Origin of the sequence: Streptomyces sp. NBC_01016, assembly GCF_026341035.1 — a bacterium.
In the GTDB taxonomy this organism is placed as follows: Bacteria; Actinomycetota; Actinomycetes; order Streptomycetales; family Streptomycetaceae; genus Streptomyces.
This window is the reverse complement of record NZ_JAPEOQ010000001.1, coordinates 2,505,303-2,525,843: the sequence shown is the minus strand read 5'-3', so window position 1 is coordinate 2,525,843 and position 20,541 is coordinate 2,505,303. Positions and strand designations below refer to the sequence as shown.

Below are 20,541 nucleotides of genomic sequence, written 5' to 3'. Positions count from 1 at the left end.
GGCGGCCTAGATGCTCCTTAGAAAGGAGGTGATCCAGCCGCACCTTCCGGTACGGCTACCTTGTTACGACTTCGTCCCAATCGCCAGTCCCACCTTCGACAGCTCCCTCCCACAAGGGGTTGGGCCACCGGCTTCGGGTGTTACCGACTTTCGTGACGTGACGGGCGGTGTGTACAAGGCCCGGGAACGTATTCACCGCAGCAATGCTGATCTGCGATTACTAGCAACTCCAACTTCATGGGGTCGAGTTGCAGACCCCAATCCGAACTGAGACCGACTTTTTGAGATTCGCTCCACCTTGCGGTATCGCAGCTCATTGTATCGGCCATTGTAGCACGTGTGCAGCCCAAGACATAAGGGGCATGATGACTTGACGTCGTCCCCACCTTCCTCCGAGTTGACCCCGGCGGTCTCCTGTGAGTCCCCATCACCCCGAAGGGCATGCTGGCAACACAGAACAAGGGTTGCGCTCGTTGCGGGACTTAACCCAACATCTCACGACACGAGCTGACGACAGCCATGCACCACCTGTACACCGACCACAAGGGGGCGCCTGTCTCCAGACGTTTCCGGTGTATGTCAAGCCTTGGTAAGGTTCTTCGCGTTGCGTCGAATTAAGCCACATGCTCCGCTGCTTGTGCGGGCCCCCGTCAATTCCTTTGAGTTTTAGCCTTGCGGCCGTACTCCCCAGGCGGGGCACTTAATGCGTTAGCTGCGGCGCGGACAACGTGGAATGTTGCCCACACCTAGTGCCCACCGTTTACGGCGTGGACTACCAGGGTATCTAATCCTGTTCGCTCCCCACGCTTTCGCTCCTCAGCGTCAGTAATGGCCCAGAGATCCGCCTTCGCCACCGGTGTTCCTCCTGATATCTGCGCATTTCACCGCTACACCAGGAATTCCGATCTCCCCTACCACACTCTAGCTAGCCCGTATCGACTGCAGACTCGGGGTTAAGCCCCGAGCTTTCACAATCGACGTGACAAGCCGCCTACGAGCTCTTTACGCCCAATAATTCCGGACAACGCTTGCGCCCTACGTATTACCGCGGCTGCTGGCACGTAGTTAGCCGGCGCTTCTTCTGCAGGTACCGTCACTTTCGCTTCTTCCCTGCTGAAAGAGGTTTACAACCCGAAGGCCGTCATCCCTCACGCGGCGTCGCTGCATCAGGCTTTCGCCCATTGTGCAATATTCCCCACTGCTGCCTCCCGTAGGAGTCTGGGCCGTGTCTCAGTCCCAGTGTGGCCGGTCGCCCTCTCAGGCCGGCTACCCGTCGTCGCCTTGGTGAGCCATTACCTCACCAACAAGCTGATAGGCCGCGGGCTCATCCTTCACCGCCGGAGCTTTTAACCCCCATCCAGGAGAATGGGAGTGTTATCCGGTATTAGACCTCGTTTCCAAGGCTTGTCCCAGAGTGAAGGGCAGATTGCCCACGTGTTACTCACCCGTTCGCCACTAATCCACCCCGAAGGGCTTCATCGTTCGACTTGCATGTGTTAAGCACGCCGCCAGCGTTCGTCCTGAGCCAGGATCAAACTCTCCGTGAATGTTTCCCCGTAATCGGGGTGACACCACGAGAGCGGAACAGTCGGAGGAATAATCCGACCGTTCACAGCGTCCTCGCTGTGCGCCTGCCGACCAATTAAGGTCTGCAGGACTTTTCAAAGGAACCTCGCCCCAGCAGATGCTGGAGACGGGGTATCAACATATCTGGCGTTGATTTTTGGCACGCTGTTGAGTTCTCAAGGAACGGACGCTTCCTTTGTACTCACCCTCTCGGGCTTTCCTCCGGGCGCTTCCCTTCGGTCTTGCTGTTTTGCGTTTCCGACTCTATCAGACCGTTTCACCGGCCGATTTCCTCGGGGTCTTGCTCTTCGCTTTCCGGCCTTTCGGCTTTCCGGCGAGTCCGACTCTATCAGATCCTTTCGGGCCTGATTCCCAGTCAGCGGGGCTTGCCTTCCCGGCTGTTGGGCCGTTCCGACGTTCCAAACTTTAGCGGATTCCCGGCCCCCGAGCGAATCGGGGGTTCGGAATTGAATTCGGGCACGCCGAATAGAATCCCGGCTGGGAGATCGTGCATGTGGTTGGAGGTGCCGCCCTGTGGGCAACTCGAAGGACTCTACGCCACCTGCCCCTGCGGCACAAAAGCGGGGCCCAGTGCGACGCATCGCACCGGGCCCCGCTCCTACGGAGGCGCTGAGAGGTCAGGCTCCGACCGGCTCCTTCGCTCCGCCGTCGCGCGGCGTCGGAACGTCCGAGTCGGCGTCGGAGGCGTCCGAGGAGGCACCGGAGTCGAGCAGCGTGCGCTCGTCGAAGGGCAGGTCGCCGGCGAGGACCTTCTTCACGCGGTCCCGGTCGACCTCTCCGGTCCACGTGCCGATGAGCAGCGTGGCCACCGCGTTGCCCGCGAAGTTGGTGAGGGCGCGGGCCTCGCTCATGAAGCGGTCGATGCCGATGATCAGGCCGACGCCGTCGACCAGGCCCGGCTTGTGGGACTGGAGGCCCGAGGCGAGGACCGCGATGCCGGATCCGGAGACGCCCGCCGCGCCCTTCGACGCGATCATCATGAACAGGAGCAGGCCGATCTGCTGGCCGACGGACATCGGCTGGTCCATGGCGTCGGAGATGAAGAGGGACGCCATGGTCAGGTAGATCATGGTGCCGTCGAGGTTGAAGGAGTATCCGGTCGGGACGGTGATGCCGACGACCGGGCGGCTCACGCCCAGGTGCTCCATCTTCGCGATCAGGCGCGGCAGCGCCGACTCGGAGGAGGAGGTCGAGAGGATGAGCAGGAACTCCCGGCCCAGGTACTTCAGCAGCATGAAGATGTTGAAGCCCGCCGCCAGGCGCATGATCGCCGCCAGCACGATGCCGACGAACAGGGCACAGGTGACGTAGAAGCCGACCATGATCGTGGCGAGGGCCTTGAGGGCGTCGACGCCCGTTTCGCCGATGACCGCGGCCATCGCGCCGAAGGCGCCGACCGGGGCGGCCCACATGATCATGCCGAGGACGCGGAAGACGAGCTTCTGGATGTGCTCGACGCCGCGCAGGACCGGCTCGCCGGAGCGGCCCATGGCCTGGAGGGCGAAGCCGACGAGCAGCGCGACGAGCAGGGTCTGGAGGACCGAGTCGCCGGTGAAGGCGGAGACCATCGTCGTCGGGATGATGCCGAGGATGAAGTCGACGGGGCCTTCGTTGGCCTCTGCGGCCGCCGTGTGGCCCGCGCCCTTCACGGCCTCGGTGAGGTGCATGCCGTCGCCGGGGTGCAGGAAGTTGCCGACGAGCAGGCCGATGGCGAGGGCCACGACCGACATCACGATGAAGTAGCCGAGGGCGAGGCCGCCGACCTTGCCGATCTTCGCGGCCTTCCGGACGGAGCCGACGCCCAGGACGATCGTGCAGAAGATGATGGGCGAGATCATCATCTTGATCAGGTTCACGAAGCCCGTACCGATGGGCTTCAGTTCCTTGGCGAAGTCGGGCGCGGCGAAGCCGACTGCGATACCGAGCAGCACGGCCACGATCACGGCGATGTAGAGATAGTGAGTGCGGTCCCGCTTCGCTGGTGCGGCTGGTTTCGCGGTCTCTGTATCGGCCACGGTTCCTCCTGACGACGACGTCGGCGTACCAGGTCGTGCGGCTCACGTCCTGCGAATCCTGGCGACTATCTCTCCCCCCGGTGAGGACCGTCACCCTTCCGTTCATTTAGTTCGTGCTTATACGAAGAGGCAGACTGTTCCGCATGCGTCTCCCCCGTCCCCGCAGCCTGGCGGGCCAGCTCTTCGCGATGCAGGTCGTGCTGGTGGCCGTCGTGGTGGCGGGGTGTGCGCTCTTTACGTATGTGAGTGACCGGGGACAGGCGGAGAACAGCGCGCGGCGCCAGGCCACGGCCACGGCGCGGGCCGTGGCCGACGCGCGGTCCGTGCGTGAGGCGGCCTCCGGCGCGCAGGATCCGACCGTGCGCCTTCAGCCGTACGCGCGCGAGGTGCAGCGGCACACCGGCGTCGACTTCGTGACGATCATGGATCCGGACGGAATCCGCTGGACGCATCCCGACGAGCGGCAGATCGGGGAGCGCTACCTCGGGCACATCGGGCCCGCTTTGAAGGGACATACGTTCTCGGAGACGTACACGGGGACGCTGGGGCCCTCGGTGCGGGTGGTCACGCCCGTGTACGACGAGGGGCGGCACCGGGTCGTCGGGCTCGTCAGCGCCGGCATCACGATCGATGTCATCACCGCTCAGGCGCAGGGGCAGGTCCTTGCCGTGGCGGGGGTCGCGCTCGCCGCGCTGGTGCTCGGGGGCATTGGTACGTACGTCATAAACGCTCGTCTACGTCGGCACACCCACGGGATGAACGCGACCGAGCTGAGCCGGATGCACGCCTATCACCAGGCCGCGCTGCACGCCGTGCGCGAGGGGCTCGTGATGCTGGACGGGCAGCGGCGGATCGCGCTCATGAACGACGGGGCGCGGGTGCTGCTCGGTGTCGCGGAAGGGGATGACGCCGTCGGGCGGTCCGTCGCCGAGCTCGGGCTGCCCGCGCCGCTCACCGGTGCGCTGCTGGCCGCCGAGCCGCGGGTCGACGAGGTGCATCTGACGGTCGACCGTGTCGTGGTGGTGAATACGTCGCCGGTGGCGAGCGGGGATCGGCGCGGCACGGTCGTGACTCTCAGGGACCACACCGAACTGCAGGCCGTGATGGGCGAGTTGGACTCCGAGCGGGGGTTCACGCGGGCGCTCAGGTCGCAGGCGCACGAGGCGGCGAACCGGCTGCACACCGTCGTCTCGCTGATCGAGCTGGGGCGGGCGGACGAGGCGGTGGAGTTCGCGACCGCCGAGCTGGAGCTGGCGCAGGCGCTGACCGATCAGGTCGTGGGCGCGGTGCACGAGCCTGTGCTGGCCGCCCTGCTGCTCGGCAAGGCGGCGCAGGCCAATGAGCACGGTGTGGAGTTGGTGGTGTCGGCCGATACGCGGATCGACGACGGGCTGCTGCCGCAGGTGCTGCCCGCGCGTGATCTGGTCACCGTGCTGGGCAACCTCGTCGACAATGCGGTGGACGCGGCGCAGGGGTCGCCCGGCGCGCGGGTCACGGTCACGGCGCGGACCGAGGACGACGTCCTGTTGTTGCGGGTGGCCGACACGGGTCCGGGGGTCGACCCGGCGCATGTCGACTCCGTCTTTGAGCGTGGTTGGTCGACGAAACCGAAGCCCTCCGGGGCGGGTGGGCGGGGGCTCGGTCTGGCGCTTGTGCGGCAGGCCCTTGCCAGGTGCGGTGGGGTGTTGGACCTTGGGCGGTCGGCGGACGGCGGGGCGGAGTTCACGGTGCGGGTTCCCATTGCTGCGGTGCCGCCAAATCAAGCCCCTGCGGCGATTGAGGCGCGGGGTTCGGGGCAGAGCCCCGAGTCCCCAGCCCCGGACGGGGTTACGGCCGCGGGGCTCTGCCCCGGACCCCGCGCCTCAATCGCCGGCGGGGCTGAAATTGGCGGAACCGCCGACGGGGCTAGAAGTGGCGAGGCCGGAAATGTCGGAACCGTAGGAAGAGGACCCCATGAGTGACCTCGACCGCAGCATCCGGGTCCTCGTCGTCGAAGACGACCCCGTCGCTGCGGACGCGCACGCGCTGTACGTCGGCCGGGTCCCCGGCTTCACGGCCGTGGGCAAGGTGCACTCGGCGGCGCAGGCCAGGCGGTTCCTGGACCGCAACCCCGTGGACCTGCTCCTGCTCGACCTGCACCTGCCGGACGGCCACGGGCTCTCGCTCGCCCGCTCGCTGCGCGCGGCCGGGCATCAGGCGGACGTCGTCGCGGTCACGTCCGCGCGCGATCTCGCGGTGGTCCGGGAGGGGGTGTCGCTCGGGGTCGTGCAGTACGTGCTGAAGCCGTTCACGTTCGCGACGCTGCGGGACCGCCTGGTGCGCTACGCCGAGTACCGCGCGACGACCGGCGAGGCGTCCGGGCAGGACGAGGTCGACCGGGCGATCGCGACCCTCCGCTCGCCGGCGCCCGCCGCGCTGCCCAAGGGGCTGAGCGCGCCCACCCTCGAGCGGGTCACGCACACGCTGCGCGAGGCGCCCGAGGGCCTGACGGCGGCGGCCGCCGCGGAGACGGTGGGCATCTCGCGGATCACGGCCCGCCGGTACCTGGAGCACCTGGTCGACTCCGGGCGGGCCGTGCGCAGCCCGCAGTACGGGCAGGTGGGCCGCCCGGAGCTCGTCTACACCTGGAAGTAGCCGAGCCGGGCAACCAGAAGAGCTGCAACCAGGAGAACTAGCGGACGCGGAAGCGCGTCAGCACGTCCTCGCCCGCCGGCCCCGTGCCCGACTTGTCCACCACGTACGCCGTGCCGCACGCGATCTCGACGTGGTTGGGGTTGGCCCCCGTGGTCACGGACTTGACGACGGCCCCGGACCGCGGGTCGACGACGGTGGCGGTCGCGTCGGTGCGGTTGACGGCGACGACCTTGCCGGAGCGGTCGTCGGCGGCCACGGACAGCGTGCCCGCGCCCGTCGGCACCGACTTGGTGACCAGGCCCTTGTCCAGGTCGACGACGGAGACGGTGCCCGCGGCGTTGTCGGCGGTGTAGGCGGTGCGGCCGTTCTTCGACAGGGTCACGGACAGGGGCCCGTCGCCGGCGGGGACGAGCCGCGGCTTCGTGGATTTCCGCGTGACCTCGATCAGCTGGTCGTTGGTCATGTCGGCGGCGTAGACCGTGCCGGTGCGCTCGTTGACGGTGAGGCCGGTCGGGCCCGCGCCCTCGACGGTGACGCGCTTCTTCTCCTTGAACGTGCGGCTGTCGAAGCCCACGACGCTGCCGTCGCCGAAGCCGCTCGCCCACACGGTGTCGTGCTTCTCGTCCACCACGACCTCGCGGGCGTGGGCGACGTTCGGGAGCGTAGCGAGGTGGGCGCCGTTGCGCTGGCTGTAGACGGCGACCGAGTTGTTGCGGGTGTTGGTGACCCACACGGTGTTGTGCTCGTCGTCGACCGCGATGCCGTAGACCGCCTCGACGGCGCCGGTGGCGGCGTCGGTGACCGGCGGCGTGTACGTCGCCTCGACCTTGAGCGTGACCGGGTCGAGCTTGGTCAGCGCCGAGGTGGTCACCGGTGGACGGCCCACCGCGGACGTGGTCCACAGAGCGTGATTCCGCTCCGAGTACGCCGACTGGTAGAGGCCTTTGGTGACGGGGGCGGAGGCGGAGGTGGATTCGGCGGCGTGGGTGTCGGCGTGCGCGGCGGGGGCCGTCGCGGCGCCCGCGACGAGGGCCACGGCGACGGCCGCGGAACGGCGGATCCTGGGCGTGATTCGAGGCATGCTGCGTCAATCTCCTTCGCGGAAGGGGGCGTTGTGACGCCACCCGAAGATTAACTTAGCTTAGCCTTACCTAAGTAGCGAAATCCGGAACTCGCTCCGTCGCACACCCATTGACCCTGATCGGCACCGCCCTTACGTTCACGGGCAGCCCCGCGAGGCAACGAAGCCCGCGATGCTCCGTAGGAGGTCGTGCCCGTGCGCCCCACCGCCCCGCTCCTCACCGCCACCGTCCTCCTGGCCGCCGCCACGCTCACCGCGTGCGGCGGCGGCTCCGGAAGCGACTCGGACACCATCAAGGTGTCCTTCAAGCAGTCCACGGACAACAAGGTCAAGGTCATGGACGACTACCTGGCCGCGATGAAGAAGAAGTTCGAGAAGGCGCATCCCGGCAAGAAGGTGAAGTTCGTCCCGATCAAGGCGCCGGACGCGGAGTACTACACAAAGCTCCAGCAGATGCTGCGCTCCCCCAGGACGGCCCCCGACCTCGTCTACGAGGACACCTTCCTCATCAACTCCGACATCGCCAGCGGCTATCTGAAGCCCCTCGACTCCTATCTGGGGAAGTGGTCGGACTGGGGCCAGTTCATCGGCACGGCGAAGACCGCGGCGAAGGCCCGGGACGGGAAGACGTACGGCGTCCCGGACGGCACCGACACCCGCGGCCTCTGGTACGACAAGGCGATCCTGAAGAAGGCCGGCATCAAGGTGCCCTGGCAGCCGAAGAACTGGGACGAGGTCCTGGACGCCGCCCGCACCATCAAGCAGAAGGTCCCCGGCGTCACCCCGCTGAACGTCTACACCGGAAAGCCGGCCGGCGAGGCCTCGACGATGCAGGGCTTCCAGATGCTCCTGTACGGGACCGGGGCCGGCTCCGCGGACCCGCTCTACGACAAGACCACGGGCAAGTGGGTCACGGGCTCGAAGGCGTTCAAGGACAGCCTGAAATTCGTGGAGACGGTCTCCAAGGAGAAGCTCGGCCCCGAGGTCTCGGACTCCCTCGACCCGAACTTCCCCACGCAGGTACGCGGTGAGCTGCTGCCCGAGGGCAAGCTCGGCATCAACCTCGACGGCTCCTGGCTGCCGCAGGACTGGATCAAGGGCAGCGGGCACGAGTGGCCCGAGTGGTCACAGAAGCTCGGCCTCGCCCACATGCCGACGCAAGAAGGCCAGGCGCCCGGCAAGGTCTCCATGTCCGGCGGCTGGACCTGGGCGATCCCGGCCAAGTCCGCCAACCCCGACCTCGCCTTCGACTTCATCAAGACGATGCAGACCAAGGAGAACGCGAAGCGCTGGTACATCGCCAACTCCGGCATCGCGGTCCGCAAGGACGTGGCCGCCGACCCCGCGTACGTGAAGGCGCAGCCCGGCATCAAGTTCTTCACGGACCTCGTGGCGAGCACCCACTACCGCCCGGCCTACCCCGCGTACCCGAAGGTCTCCACGGCGATCCAGGAGGCGATGGAGTCGGTGACGACCGGGGACGCCTCGGTCGACAAGGCGGCATCGACGTACGACGAGCAGGTAAAGACGGCGTCGGACGGGAAGGTTGTCAAGAAGCCTTAGCCGTACGGGAGTTCAGGGAGAGGGCAGCGCCACAGTGAACCGTCGCAGAAGCGCCTTCCGGCTCGTACCGATCGCCCCCGCGACCATCCTCATGGCCCTCTTCCTCGCGGGGCCGATCGCGTACTGCGCCTATATCGCCTTCACCGATCTTCAGCTGACCGGGCAGGCGGAGTCGTCGTTCGTCGGCTTCGACAACTTCACGGCGGCGTTCAAGGACCCCGCGTTCCTGAACGCCGTCTGGCTGACGCTCGTCTTCACGTTCCTGTCGTCGATCGTCGGCCAGAACACGCTGGGGCTCGCGCTCGCGGCACTGATGCAGCGCGCGTCGAAGCCGGTCAGGACCATCACCGGGGCCGTCGTGGTGACGGCGTGGGTGCTGCCGGAGGTCGTCGCGGGCTTCCTGATGTACGCCTTCTTCCGCCGCGAGGGCACCCTCAACGCGATCCTCGACTGGCTCCAACTCCCGCACCAGAACTGGCTGTTCACGCTTCCGATCCTGGCCGTGTCGTTCGCGAACGTGTGGCGCGGCACCGCCTTCTCGATGCTCGTGTACTCGGCGGCGCTCGCCGAGATCCCCACGGAGGTCACCGAGTCCGCCCAGGTGGACGGCGCGAACGCCTGGCAGCGGCTGTGGCACATCACGCTGCCGATGATCCGCCGCTCCATCGGCACGAACCTGATGCTGAACACCCTGCAGACCCTGTCGGTCTTCGGGCTGATCTGGGTGATGACCCGCGGCGGGCCCGGCAACGACAGCCAGACCCTGCCCCTGTTCATGTACGAGCAGGCCTTCCAGAAGAGCATGATCGGCTACGGCACCGCGGTCGCGCTGCTGCTGCTCGTGGTCGGCTCCCTGTTCTCGCTGGTCTATATGCGTCTGCTGCGTACGGAGGACTGAGTGAAGACCCGTATCCGTACCCGTGTCCGTAGACGGCTTTCGGCGGACGCGGCGCTGCTCCTCGTCGCGCTCACCTTCGTGCTGCCGCTCGCCTGGGTCGTCCTGTCGTCGGTCGACGCGGACGCGAATCTGCGGGTGAAGTGGCCCTCGCAGCTGACGTTCGGCAATTTCGACGACGTCCTGAAGCCCGACGTCACCTTCACGCCGCTGCTCAACTCGCTGATCCTGTGCGGCTGCGCGACGGCCCTCACGGTCGGCTGCGCCGCGCTCGCCGCGTATCCGCTCTCCCGCTACCGCTCGCGCCTGAACAACCCGTTCCTCACGACGACGCTGTTCGCGACCTGTCTGCCGATCACGGCGGTCATGGTCCCGGTGTACGCGCTGTTCGTCCAGGTGAACCTGATCGACACCATGGCGGGCACGATCTACTTCTTCGCGGCGTCCCAACTCCCGTTCGCCGTATGGCTGATGAAGAACTTCATGGACGGCGTACCGAAGGAGCTGGAGGAGGCGGCCTGGACGGACGGCGCGAACACCTTCCAGGGTCTTGTGCGGATCGTGCTGCCGCTGATGGGGCCCGGCGTCGCCGTCGTCACCGTCTACTCGTTCGCGATGATGTGGGGGAACTTCTTCGTCCCGTTCATGCTGCTGCTCTCCCCCGACCAGATGCCGGCCTCGGTCAGCATCAACGACTTCTTCGGCAACCGGGGCACCGTCGTGTACGGGCAGCTCGCCGCGTTCTCCATCATCTACTCGACGCCCGTGGTGCTGCTGTACGTCCTGGTGTCGCGGCGCTTCGGCGGCGGTTTCGCGCTGGGCGGCGCGGTGAAGGGGTGATCCGTCTCGTTCATGTGCATGAGGCGGGTGGGCCACAAGTTCCGTCAACAGGTACCAAGTTGTCACGCAGGACGCACAGACCGTAGCCAAACGCCCCGTGACCCCCTACTTTGTGGCCGTGCAGCCCCACGCCACGCCCAACCAGCCGACACCACCGTTCAACGCCCCCGCCGCCCGGCGCCTGCGAGAAGCGCTCGGGATGGCGCCGGGGCACGTCGCGTACGGCATGCGCGCCTCGTTCGGGATCGCCCACATCACGCCGGAGATCGTCATCGCCTGGGAACGCGGCGAAGGCGCCCCGACGTCCGGTGAACTCACCGCGCTCGCCGGGGCGTTGTGGTGCTCACCGAGCGAACTCATCGGTGTGCCGCGGACCTTGCGCGAGTACCGGCTCGCGCTGGGGCTCGCCCCCGAGGACGTGGCCCGCTCCGTGGGCCTGGAGATCCACTCGTATCTGCGGATGGAGGAGACCGGCGACTGGCAGGGCAACGACCGGCAGTCGACGGCGCTCGCCGAGACGCTGCGGCTCACCCCGCGCGCGCTCGCGACCGTGACCGGGCGGGACGCGCACCTCGCGGAGCTGCTGCGGGACGCGGCGCGGACGCGCTGGCAGGGCTCGGTGCGGCCGATCTCCCGGCTCGTGCCGGTGCAGCGCCGCGAGCTGGAGGACGTACTGCACGAGATGCACCTGGAGTACCAGGCGCTGATGGCCGCCACGCTGAGCTGGGGCGGTGGCATGTCCTCCGGGTCGGGGGACGCGGGGCGGCAGTTCCTGGAGCGGATCCTGGACGAGTTCTGGTCCAGGATCCGTCATCCGTAAGGGCTGTACCGCGGGCCTAGAAGACCGACTCCGCCTCGTCCATCCGGTCCTTCGGGACCGTCTTCAGCTCGGTGACCGCCTCGGCGAGCGGCACCATCGCGATGTCGGTGCCGTACAGCGCCGTCATCTTGCCGAACTCGCCGCGGTGCACGGCCTCCATGGCGTGCCAGCCGAACCGGGTGGCGAGCACGCGGTCGTACGCGGTGGGGGTGCCGCCGCGCTGCACATGGCCGAGGATGACCGGGCGGGCCTCCTTGCCGAGGCGGCTCTCCAGCTCGTAGGAGAGCGCGGTGCCGATGCCCTGGAAGCGCTCGTGGCCGAACTGGTCGATCGCGCCCGTGCCGTAGTCCATGGTGCCCTCGGCGGGGTGAGCGCCCTCGGCGACACAGATGACGGCGAACTTCTTGCCGTTCGCGAACCGCTGCTCGACCATCTTGACCAGGTCGGCCGGGTCGAAGGGCCGCTCGGGCAGGCAGATGCCGTGGGCGCCGCCCGCCATGCCGGACTCCAGGGCGATCCAGCCCGCGTGCCGGCCCATGACCTCGACGACCATGACGCGCTGGTGCGACTCGGCGGTCGTCTTGAGCCGGTCGATCGCCTCGGTGGCGACACCGACGGCGGTGTCGAAGCCGAAGGTGCGGTCGGTGGAGGAAATGTCGTTGTCGATCGTCTTCGGTACGCCGACGACCGGCAGGCCCGCGTCGGACAGCATGCGGGCCGCCGTCAGCGTGCCCTCGCCGCCGATCGGGATGAGGGCGTCGAAGCCGATCTCCTCGGCGAGCTGCTTGGCGTTCTCGCAGGCCGCGCGGAAACGGTCGCGCTCCAGGCGGGAGGAGCCGAGAATGGTGCCGCCACGGGCGAGGATGCCGCTGACCGCGTTCAGATCGAGCGGGCGGTAGCGCCCGTCGAGCAGACCCGCGTAGCCGTCCTCGAAACCGAGCACCTCGTCGCCGTAGTGCGTGACGGCGCGGTGCACGACCGACCGGATCACGGCGTTCAGGCCAGGGCAGTCGCCGCCTGCGGTGAGAACTCCGATACGCATCGTGCTGTGTCTCCTGCTCGCTACTGGTACGTCGGTGAGCGATGTCGATTGTTCCACGCTCTTGGGGGCGACGCGCTCGCGCTCGACTGTGCAGGGAGCTTCGACAGGGGTTCCATGGGCACTTGGACCCATGCGAAAAGGCCTTCTGTCCGGCGGGCGACTTAACCACCGCCAGAGGTATTGTCAAGGGGGCACGGCTTCCATTGCGCGCCTTTTTTTGAACCGAAAGAGACCGAATCGACCCGTAAAAGTCGGGTTCGACGAGAAGCACCACACCGAGAAGAACCACGAGGGAAACGGAGAGCACGCGTGACGCGCAGCGTGTACGTGACCGGGATCGATCGCGGCGACGGCCGCCAGGTCGTGGAGCTGGGGGTCATGGAGCTCCTGACCCGCCAGGTCGACCGGGTGGGGGTATTCCGTCCGCTCGTCCACGACGGCCCCGACCGGCTCTTCGACCTGCTGCGATCCCGTTATCGGCTGTCGCAGGACCCGGCGACGGTGTACGGCCTCGACTACCACGAGGCCTCCGCGATCCAGGCCGAGCAAGGCACGGACGAGCTGGTCTCGCGCCTGGTCGACCGCTTCCACCAGGTGGCCCGCGACTTCGACGTCGTGCTCGTGCTCGGCACCGACTTCGCCGACACCCAGCTCCCGGACGAGCTGGCCCTCAACGCCCGCCTCGCCAACGAGTTCGGCGCCTCCGTGATCCCGGTCGTCGGCGGCAAGAAGCAGACGGAGGAATCGGTCCGCGCCGAGGCCCGCAACGCCTACCGCGCCTACGACGGCCTCGGCTGCGACGTCCTCGCGATGGTCGTCAACCGCGTGGCTCCGGCCGACCGGGACGACGTGAACGAGCGGCTCGCGGGGCGGCTGCCGGTCCCCTGCTACGTGCTGCCCGACGAGCCCGCACTCGCCGCGCCGACCGTCGCCCAGATCACCCACGCGCTGGGCGGCAAGGTGCTGCTCGGCGACGACTCGGGCCTCGCCCGCGACGCCCTCGACTTCGTCTTCGGCGGCGCCATGCTGCCGAACTTCCTCAACGCCCTGACCCCCGGCTGCATGGTCGTCACGCCCGGCGACCGCGCGGACCTGGTCGTCGGCGCGCTCGCCGCGCACAGCGCAGGGACCCCGCCGATCGCGGGCGTGATCCTGACCCTGAACGAGCGGCCCGGCGAGGCGATCCTCAAGCTCGCCGAGCGCCTCGCGCCCGGCACCCCGGTCATCGCGGTGGCCGGCGGCTCCTTCCCCACGGCGGCCGAACTCTTCGCCATGGAAGGCAAGTTGAACGCGGCGACGCCGCGCAAGGCGGAGACCGCCCTCGGCGTCTTCGAGAAGTACGTCGACACGGCGGGCCTGCTGAAGACCATCCAGGCGCCGTCCTCCGACCGCCTCACGCCGATGATGTTCGAGCACAAGCTCCTGGAGCAGGCCCGCTCGGACAAGCGCCGCGTCGTGCTGCCCGAGGGCACCGAGGAGCGCGTGCTGCGCGCCGCCGACGTGCTCCTGCGCCGCGGCGTCTGCGACCTCACCCTGCTCGGCCCGGTCGAGCAGATCCGCAAGAAGGCCGCCGACCTCGGCGTCGACCTCGCCGACAGCGACATCATCGACCCGCAGACCTCGGCGCTGCGGGAACGCTTCGCCGACGCCTACGCGGCGCTGCGCGCCCACAAGGGCGTCACGCCGGAGCTGGCCCACGACGTGGTCGCCGACGTGAACTACTTCGGCACGCTCATGGTCCAGGAGGGCCTCGCCGACGGCATGGTCTCCGGCTCCGTGCACTCCACGGCCGCCACGATCCGGCCCGCCTTCGAGATCATCAAGACCAAGCCGGAGGCCGCGATCGTCTCCTCGGTCTTCTTCATGTGCCTGGCCGACAAGGTCCTCGTCTACGGCGACTGCGCCGTGAACCCGGACCCGAACGCCCAGCAGCTCGCCGACATCGCCACGCAGTCGGCCGGCACCGCCGCCCGGTTCGGCGTCGAGCCGCGGATCGCGATGCTGTCGTACTCCACCGGCACCTCGGGCTCCGGCGCCGACGTCGACAAGGTCCGCGAGGCCACGGAGATCGTCAAGGAGGCCCGCCCCGATCTGAAGATCGAGGGGCCGATCCAGTACGACGCCGCCGTCGAGCCGACCGTCGCGGCCACCAAGCTGCCCGACTCCGAGGTCGCGGGCCAGGCCAGCGTGCTGATCTTCCCCGACCTCAACACCGGCAACAACACGTACAAGGCCGTGCAGCGCTCGGCCGGTGCGATCGCCGTCGGCCCGGTCCTTCAGGGCCTGCGCAAGCCGGTCAACGACCTGTCCCGCGGCGCGCTCGTGCAGGACATCGTCAACACGGTCGTCATCACGGCGATCCAGGCGCAGACGCCCGCCAACTGAGCTCCCCCACGAACCCCCACCGAAAGCAGCATCCGTGAGTGCCACCCGCATCCTCGTCCTCAACTCCGGCTCCTCGTCGGTGAAGTACCAGCTCCTCGACATGGCGGATCACTCCCGCCTCGCCGTGGGCCTGGTCGAGCGGATCGGCGAGGAGACCTCCCGCCTCAAGCACACGCCGCTCACCGGCGGCGGCGAGAGCCGTGAGCAGAACCGGCCGATCGCCGACCACGAAGAGGCGCTCAAGGCGGTCGCCGCGGAACTGACCGAGGACGGGCTCGGCCTGGACTCCCCCGAGCTGGCCGCGATCGGCCACCGCGTGGTGCACGGCGGCAAGCTGTTCACGCAGCCGACCGTGATCGACGACGCGGTGCTCAAGGAGGTGGAGCGGCTCATCCCGGTGGCGCCGCTGCACAACCCGGCGAACCTGACCGGCATCCGCACCGCCCAGGCCCTGCGCCCGGACCTCCCGCAGGTCGCCGTCTTCGACACGGCGTTCCACACGACGATGCCGGAGTCGGCCTCGCGCTACGCGATCGACGTGAAGACCGCCGACGAGCACCGCGTCCAGCGCTACGGCTTCCACGGCACCTCGCACGCGTACGTCTCCCGCAAGACGGCGGCGCTCCTCGGCAAGCGGCCGGAGGACGTCAACGTCATCGTGCTGCACCTGGGCAACGGCGCCTCCGCGTCCGCGGTCCGCGGCGGGCAGTGCGTCGAGACGTCGATGGGTCTCACCCCGCTTGAGGGGCTCGTGATGGGTACGCGTTCGGGAGATGTCGACCCGGCCGTCATCTTCCATCTGATGCGGGTGGGCAAGATGTCGGCGGACGAGATCGACGATCTGCTCAACAAGAAGTCCGGCCTGATCGGGCTGTGCGGGGACAACGACATGCGGGAGATCCGTCGCCGCATCGACGAGGGCGACGAGGAGGCGAAGCTCGCCTTCGACATCTACGTGCACCGTCTGAAGAAGTACATCGGCTCCTACTACGCGGTGCTCGGCCGGGTGGACGCGATCGCGTTCACGGCCGGGGTCGGCGAGAACGCGGCGCCGGTGCGCGAGGCTGCGGTCGCGGGCCTGGAGGAGCTGGGCCTCGCGGTCGACGGCGAGCTCAATTCCGTACGTTCCGACGAACCGCGGCTCATCTCCCCCGAATACGCCCGTGTGGCCGTGGCAGTGGTGCCGACCGACGAGGAGCTGGAGATCGCGCAGCAGACCTACGCGCTGGTCCAGAACCGCAACGACTGAGCGCCCGCCCGCCCATTTGTAGATTCCACCAGACGGAATATTCCGTAGCGAAACAAACCGATAGGATCGCCCCCATGCGCCGTTCCAAAATCGTCTGCACGCTGGGCCCCGCCGTCGACTCCGAAGAGCAGCTCGTCTCGCTGATCGAGGCCGGCATGAATGTGGCCCGATTCAACTTCAGCCACGGCACCCACGCCGAACACCAGGGTCGCTACGACCGTGTTCGCGCCGCCGCCAAGAAGACGGGCCGCGCCGTGGGTGTGCTCGCCGACCTCCAGGGCCCGAAGATCCGCCTGGAGACCTTCGCCGAGGGCCCCGTCGAGCTGGTGCGCGGTGACGAGTTCACCATCACCACCGAGGACGTTCCCGGTGACAAGTCGATCTGCGGCACGACCTACAAGGGTCTGCCCGGCGACGTCTCCAAGGGCGACCAGGTCCTGATCAATGACGGCAACGTCGAGCTGCGCGTCGTCGAGGTCGACGGCCCGCGCGTGAAGACGGTCGTCATCGAGGGCGGTGTCATCTCCGACCACAAGGGCATCAACCTGCCCGGCGCGGCGGTGAACGTCCCGGCCCTGTCCGAGAAGGACATCGAGGACCTGCGCTTCGCCCTGAAGATGGGCTGCGACATGGTCGCCCTGTCCTTCGTGCGCGACGCCAACGACGTCAAGGACGTCCACAAGATCATGGACGAGGAGAGGCGTCGCGTCCCCGTCGGCGCCAAGGTCGAGAAGCCGCAGGCCGTCGCCAACATGGAGGGCGTCGTCGCGGCGTTCGACTGGATCATGGTGGCCCGTGGCGACCTCGCCGTCGAGTACCCGCTCGAGAAGGTCCCGATGGTGCAGAAGCGCCTCGTGGAGATGTGCCGCCGAAACGCCAAGCCGGTGATCGTCGCGACCCAGATGATGGAGTCGATGATCACCAACTCGCGCCCCACGCGCGCCGAGGCCTCCGACGTCGCGAACGCGATCCTCGACGGTGCCGACGCGGTCATGCTGTCCGCCGAGTCGTCCGTGGGCGCGTACCCGATCGAGACCGTCAAGACGATGTCGAAGATCGTCACGGCGGCCGAGGAGGAGCTGCTCTCCAAGGGCCTGCAGCCGCTCGTGCCCGGCAAGAAGCCGCGTACGCAGGGTGGTTCGGTGGCCCGTGCCGCGTGCGAGATCGCGGACTTCCTGGGCGGCGAGGCGCTGGTCGCCTTCACCAAGTCCGGTGACACGGCCCGCCGGCTCTCCCGCTACCGCGCGACCCAGCCGATCCTGGCGTTCACCACGGACGACGAGACCCGCAACCAGCTCTCGCTGAGCTGGGGCGTCGAGGCGCACGTCGTCCCGCACGTGGACTCCACGGACGCGATGGTCGACCTCGTCGACGCCGAGCTGGTGAAGCTCAACCGCTTCAACGACGGCGACACCGTGGTCATGACGGCCGGCTCGCCCCCCGGCGTCCCCGGCACCACCAACATGGTCCGGGTGCACCACCTGGGCGGCGGCGAGCGCGACTGACGCGCCGCCACACCGCCTTCGGTCTTCGGCCCGAGCGCATGACAAAGGGCGCCCCCTTGAGGGGGGCGCCCTTTGTCATGTGCGGCTCCCGAACGGGCCTTGTGACTACGGTCAGCTGTCCTCGACCGTGGTGTGCAGACCGGGCACGTGCAGGGTCCCGCCGAACTGCGAGGCCTGCGTGACCTTGACGTTCGTGAAGAACAGGGTCGGCAGGTTGAGCGGCGGCGGGTTCTTGGCGTTGAACGTCAGCGGAACGAGCCCGAACAGATTGCCCGAGATCTCCTCCGTGTACATCGTCGTCTGCCCGTCGCGGATGGTGGACGTGGAGCCCTTGTCCGAACGGATGTGGAAGAACTTCCCGTTCGGGCCCGGGGCGATCTGGTGCAGATCACCGATGTCCGTGCCCTTGGAGATGACGTACTTCATGACGCGCTTGGTCGACCCGTCGGCCATCCGGACGTCCACAAGGCCCTTGTAGTCCGCGCCCTTGAGCAGGAGCGAACTGGCCTGCAGCTTCCAGGACTTGTCCGGAAGCTGGGCCGGGGTGTCCTCGTCGGCGCCCGACGCGTCCGTGGCCGCCGGGCAGTTCTCCGGCACATCGCCGGAACCCTGCGGGTTGCCCACGTTCTTGGTCGCGTCCTTGGCCGCGTCCCCCACCTTGTCGGTCGTGTCCTTGACCTTGTCGGTGGTGTCCTTGACCGTGTCGCCGAGCTTGTCGGTGGTGTCCTTGACCGACCCGGTCGTGTCCTTGACCGTGTCGTCCACCTTGTCGGTGGTGCCACCGAGCAGGCCGCCGGAGGATTCCGACGCCGACGGCGAAGGAGTCGCGCTCTCCGACTCCTTGTCGTCGGGCGTGAACGCCTTCTTCAGGGCGTCGCCGACGCCCAGCGGGTCCAGGGGGTTCTTGGTCTCCGAAGCCGAGGGCGACGGCGTGGCCGCATCCTTGTCTTCGGAGTCCGTGGACTCGGAGGCGGACGGCGAAGGAGTCGGGGTCGCCTTCTCCTTCTTCTCCGCGGAGCTGTCCTTGGAGGCCGAGGCGGACGGCGTCGGGGTCGGCTTCGCCGACTCCTTGGCCTTGTCCTTGGCCTCGTCGGACCCGTCGTCCTTGTTCGCGTCGACGGCGTCGGCGCACGCCTTGTAGTCGTCGACGGAGAACTTCGTCGGGTTGTCCTTGGCCGACGCGAGCGTCGGCGTCAGACCAAGTCCCATGAGCACGGCCGTGGGCATGGCCGCGATCGCCACCGCCTTGCCCGCAGGCATGTGAATCTTGGTGAAGAGATGCTTCTTTGGTGCCGCATGCCGCCGCGCCGCATGCCGCGGCCCGGTTCTCGCACGGGGCTCAGCGGAGCCCTCGTGGTGCACCTCGTCAGCCGGCACGGTGCCTCCCGTTCGTCCCGTTGTTCGGGCTCGTCCCTGACACGTCGTCGTTTACGCCCGCGACCTGATAGGTGGCTCCCGCAACCGGCGGCACGACCGGCGCCGCGTCCTGGGAGGACGTGGCGTGGTCACCGCCCTTCCCTGCCGAGTCGTCCTGCCGCTCCGCGGGCGCCCAGGAAATACCGAGGCCACCACCGACGAGGGCGAGCAGGAAACCGATGACGAAGCCGCCGAAGTTCGAAACCACGAGGGAGACCAGGGCGAGAAGAATCGCCGCGACACCCGCGAACACACGGGAGTGCGGCTGGAACCACATCGTCAGGCCGAGCACGACCAGCAAGACGCCGATGATGAGCGAACCGGCACCGGCCGTGGTCGCCATCTTGATCGTCATATTGCCGATCGCGAGGTTCGCGTACGGGAAGTACATGATCGGGAGGCCGCCGAGGATTGACAGCAGACCGCCCCAGAACGGGCGCTGACCGCGCCACCCTCGGAACGATTGGCGCATCTGACCAAGCTTGGGGCCCAGTCCTGCGTGCGCTTCGGCGCTCATGTCGTACAGCTCCTCGGGAAAGGCGTTGATCTGTGGTGATGGTGGCTGTCCGGAAACGGGCACGGGGACGACCCCACGTGACTGCGAGTGCCCCCGCGCCCGGCCGTTCAGCACATCAAGTGCCAAGACCCCGGCCCCTTACGGGCCCTGTGGGCCTAGTAGCACTCGTGCTTGCCCTTCTGGACCTTCATCTTGAGGCCGGAGAGCTTGAAGGTGCCGGCCGTCGTGGCCCACGCACGCTGCTGGACGTGCTCGAAGTGCACCGAGTCGGCCTGCTGGGCGAACGCGTTGGGGTCGGCCTTGTCGCCCTGGTGGATACCGGGGCCCTTCTTGGCGTCACCCGCCGCCACACCGATGTCGATGTTCTTGAAGGTCGCATCGGCCTTCAGGTCATCGGCGTCGATGTAGAGGGTCTTGGCCTCGACCGGGGCGCTCTTGTCCGCACCGGCCGACAGCTTCATCGACACATCGCCGAAGACCGGGACGGGGACAACCACCGACTGGCAGAGGTTGTTGATCGTCGCGGTCTTCATGCCGACAACGGCGACCGGGTGGTTACCCGTCTTGCCGGAGTCGACGGCGCCGTACTGGACAAAGCCCTGGCCGTCGAGGGAGTCCGCCGTCACCTTGAACGACTGACCCGACACACTGAACGATGCCGCGAGCGCACCCTGGGACAGGGCCACGCCTATCGCGGCAGTCGCCGCGACGCTCGGCACCATGACTACGGCGAACCGCTTCCATCTGGTTCCGCCACGAGTCACGGACTTCATGACTGTTCCTCCTTCTCGGACGTACATCTCCGGCCCTGACTGCCCCTAGAGGCGGCTCAGCCGGGCAGGGATGGGAGAAGTGCTACGTCCTCGGGAAGGAGAGCGCCCGCATCGGAAGTGCTTGGTCTGTACCGCACCCTGATCACCGGCGATCACCCCCGAGCGACAACCACTGGTCGCACCTGAGCCATCACGCGCAACCTGCTGGACAGGCCCAGC

15 protein-coding genes and 1 rRNA gene are annotated in these 20,541 nt (G+C 67.8%); 9 read left to right on the top strand and 7 right to left on the bottom strand.

What is annotated here, in order from left to right; all coding sequences use genetic code 11:
* Positions 1–21: 21 nt before the first annotated feature.
* Positions 22–1,547 (bottom strand): 16S ribosomal RNA (locus tag OG746_RS11850).
* 657 nt (positions 1,548–2,204) lie between these two features.
* Positions 2,205–3,602 (bottom strand): cation:dicarboxylate symporter family transporter, encoded by a 1,398-nt coding sequence (locus OG746_RS11845; protein WP_266714249.1) that lies wholly within the window; start codon positions 3,600–3,602, stop codon positions 2,205–2,207.
* Between the two features lie 143 nt (positions 3,603–3,745).
* On the opposite strand from OG746_RS11845, the gene OG746_RS11840 reads away from it, so the two are divergent.
* Positions 3,746–5,563, top strand: a complete 1,818-nt coding sequence (locus OG746_RS11840) for a sensor histidine kinase (RefSeq protein WP_266714247.1) — start codon at positions 3,746–3,748, stop codon at positions 5,561–5,563.
* On the top strand, positions 5,556–6,236 hold the full coding sequence (locus tag OG746_RS11835) for a response regulator (protein ID WP_266714245.1): 681 nt from the start codon (positions 5,556–5,558) through the stop codon (positions 6,234–6,236). The genes OG746_RS11840 and OG746_RS11835 overlap by 8 nt, the downstream gene beginning before the upstream one ends.
* A gap of 37 nt (positions 6,237–6,273) precedes the next feature.
* Here the strand turns inward: OG746_RS11835 and OG746_RS11830 are convergent, their stop codons facing one another.
* Positions 6,274–7,317 (bottom strand): YncE family protein, encoded by a 1,044-nt coding sequence (locus OG746_RS11830; RefSeq protein ID WP_266714243.1) that lies wholly within the window; start codon positions 7,315–7,317, stop codon positions 6,274–6,276.
* A gap of 195 nt (positions 7,318–7,512) precedes the next feature.
* Between OG746_RS11830 and OG746_RS11825 the strand changes: the two genes are divergently transcribed.
* The 4 genes from OG746_RS11825 (at position 7,513) to OG746_RS11810 (ending at position 11,435) form a co-directional block, all read left to right on the top strand.
* Positions 7,513–8,880, top strand: coding sequence for an ABC transporter substrate-binding protein (locus tag OG746_RS11825; protein ID WP_266714241.1), 1,368 nt, complete (start codon positions 7,513–7,515; stop codon positions 8,878–8,880).
* A gap of 91 nt (positions 8,881–8,971) precedes the next feature.
* Positions 8,972–9,778, top strand: a complete 807-nt coding sequence (locus tag OG746_RS11820) for a carbohydrate ABC transporter permease (protein ID WP_266718881.1) — start codon at positions 8,972–8,974, stop codon at positions 9,776–9,778.
* Entirely contained in the window at positions 9,779–10,615 is an 837-nt protein-coding gene (locus OG746_RS11815; protein ID WP_266714239.1) for a carbohydrate ABC transporter permease, read from the top strand.
* 97 nt (positions 10,616–10,712) lie between these two features.
* Complete coding sequence (locus tag OG746_RS11810; RefSeq protein WP_266714237.1) at positions 10,713–11,435, top strand: helix-turn-helix domain-containing protein; 723 nt, start codon at positions 10,713–10,715, stop codon at positions 11,433–11,435.
* A 16-nt stretch (positions 11,436–11,451) separates the two neighbouring features.
* Here OG746_RS11810 and OG746_RS11805 read toward each other — a convergent pair whose 3' ends face one another.
* Entirely contained in the window at positions 11,452–12,477 is a 1,026-nt protein-coding gene (locus OG746_RS11805; protein ID WP_266714235.1) for an ATP-dependent 6-phosphofructokinase, read from the bottom strand.
* A gap of 309 nt (positions 12,478–12,786) precedes the next feature.
* On the opposite strand from OG746_RS11805, the gene pta reads away from it, so the two are divergent.
* From pta to pyk, 3 genes are all read left to right on the top strand, one after another.
* The gene (gene pta, locus OG746_RS11800; protein WP_266714233.1) at positions 12,787–14,862 is read left to right on the top strand and encodes a phosphate acetyltransferase; all 2,076 of its coding nucleotides are present in this window, start codon (positions 12,787–12,789) and stop codon (positions 14,860–14,862) included.
* Positions 14,863–14,896: 34 nt separating this feature from the next.
* Positions 14,897–16,111: an acetate kinase gene (locus OG746_RS11795; RefSeq protein ID WP_266714231.1), complete on the top strand. Its 1,215-nt coding sequence runs from the start codon at positions 14,897–14,899 to the stop codon at positions 16,109–16,111.
* A gap of 74 nt (positions 16,112–16,185) precedes the next feature.
* Positions 16,186–17,616, top strand: a complete 1,431-nt coding sequence (gene pyk, locus OG746_RS11790; RefSeq protein WP_266714229.1) for a pyruvate kinase — start codon at positions 16,186–16,188, stop codon at positions 17,614–17,616.
* A 111-nt stretch (positions 17,617–17,727) separates the two neighbouring features.
* On the opposite strand, the gene OG746_RS11785 is transcribed toward pyk, so the two are convergent.
* The 3 genes from OG746_RS11785 to OG746_RS11775 form a co-directional block, all read right to left on the bottom strand.
* The gene (locus OG746_RS11785) at positions 17,728–18,876 is read right to left on the bottom strand and encodes a hypothetical protein (RefSeq protein WP_323179582.1); all 1,149 of its coding nucleotides are present in this window, start codon (positions 18,874–18,876) and stop codon (positions 17,728–17,730) included.
* Positions 18,877–18,982: 106 nt separating this feature from the next.
* Positions 18,983–19,549, bottom strand: coding sequence for a DUF6114 domain-containing protein (locus OG746_RS11780; protein WP_266714225.1), 567 nt, complete (start codon positions 19,547–19,549; stop codon positions 18,983–18,985).
* A gap of 155 nt (positions 19,550–19,704) precedes the next feature.
* Positions 19,705–20,322, bottom strand: a complete 618-nt coding sequence (locus tag OG746_RS11775; RefSeq protein ID WP_266714223.1) for a DUF6230 family protein — start codon at positions 20,320–20,322, stop codon at positions 19,705–19,707.
* Positions 20,323–20,541 lie beyond the last annotated feature (219 nt).

What these genes read in the sequence shown, in the direction of transcription:
- OG746_RS11840 (WP_266714247.1), top strand. Translation starts at nt 3,746, where the DNA reads ATGCGTCTCCCCCGTCCCCGCAGCCTGGCGGGCCAGCTCTTCGCGATG.
- OG746_RS11835 (WP_266714245.1), top strand. Translation starts at nt 5,556, where the DNA reads ATGAGTGACCTCGACCGCAGCATCCGGGTCCTCGTCGTCGAAGACGAC.
- OG746_RS11830 (WP_266714243.1), bottom strand. Translation starts at nt 7,317, where the DNA reads ATGCCTCGAATCACGCCCAGGATCCGCCGTTCCGCGGCCGTCGCCGTG.
- OG746_RS11820 (WP_266718881.1), top strand. Translation starts at nt 8,972, where the DNA reads ATGGCCCTCTTCCTCGCGGGGCCGATCGCGTACTGCGCCTATATCGCC.
- OG746_RS11805 (WP_266714235.1), bottom strand. Translation starts at nt 12,477, where the DNA reads ATGCGTATCGGAGTTCTCACCGCAGGCGGCGACTGCCCTGGCCTGAAC.
- pyk (WP_266714229.1), top strand. Translation starts at nt 16,186, where the DNA reads ATGCGCCGTTCCAAAATCGTCTGCACGCTGGGCCCCGCCGTCGACTCC.
- OG746_RS11785 (WP_323179582.1), bottom strand. Translation starts at nt 18,876, where the DNA reads ATGCCTGCGGGCAAGGCGGTGGCGATCGCGGCCATGCCCACGGCCGTG.
- OG746_RS11780 (WP_266714225.1), bottom strand. Translation starts at nt 19,549, where the DNA reads ATGAGCGCCGAAGCGCACGCAGGACTGGGCCCCAAGCTTGGTCAGATG.
- OG746_RS11775 (WP_266714223.1), bottom strand. Translation starts at nt 20,322, where the DNA reads ATGAAGTCCGTGACTCGTGGCGGAACCAGATGGAAGCGGTTCGCCGTA.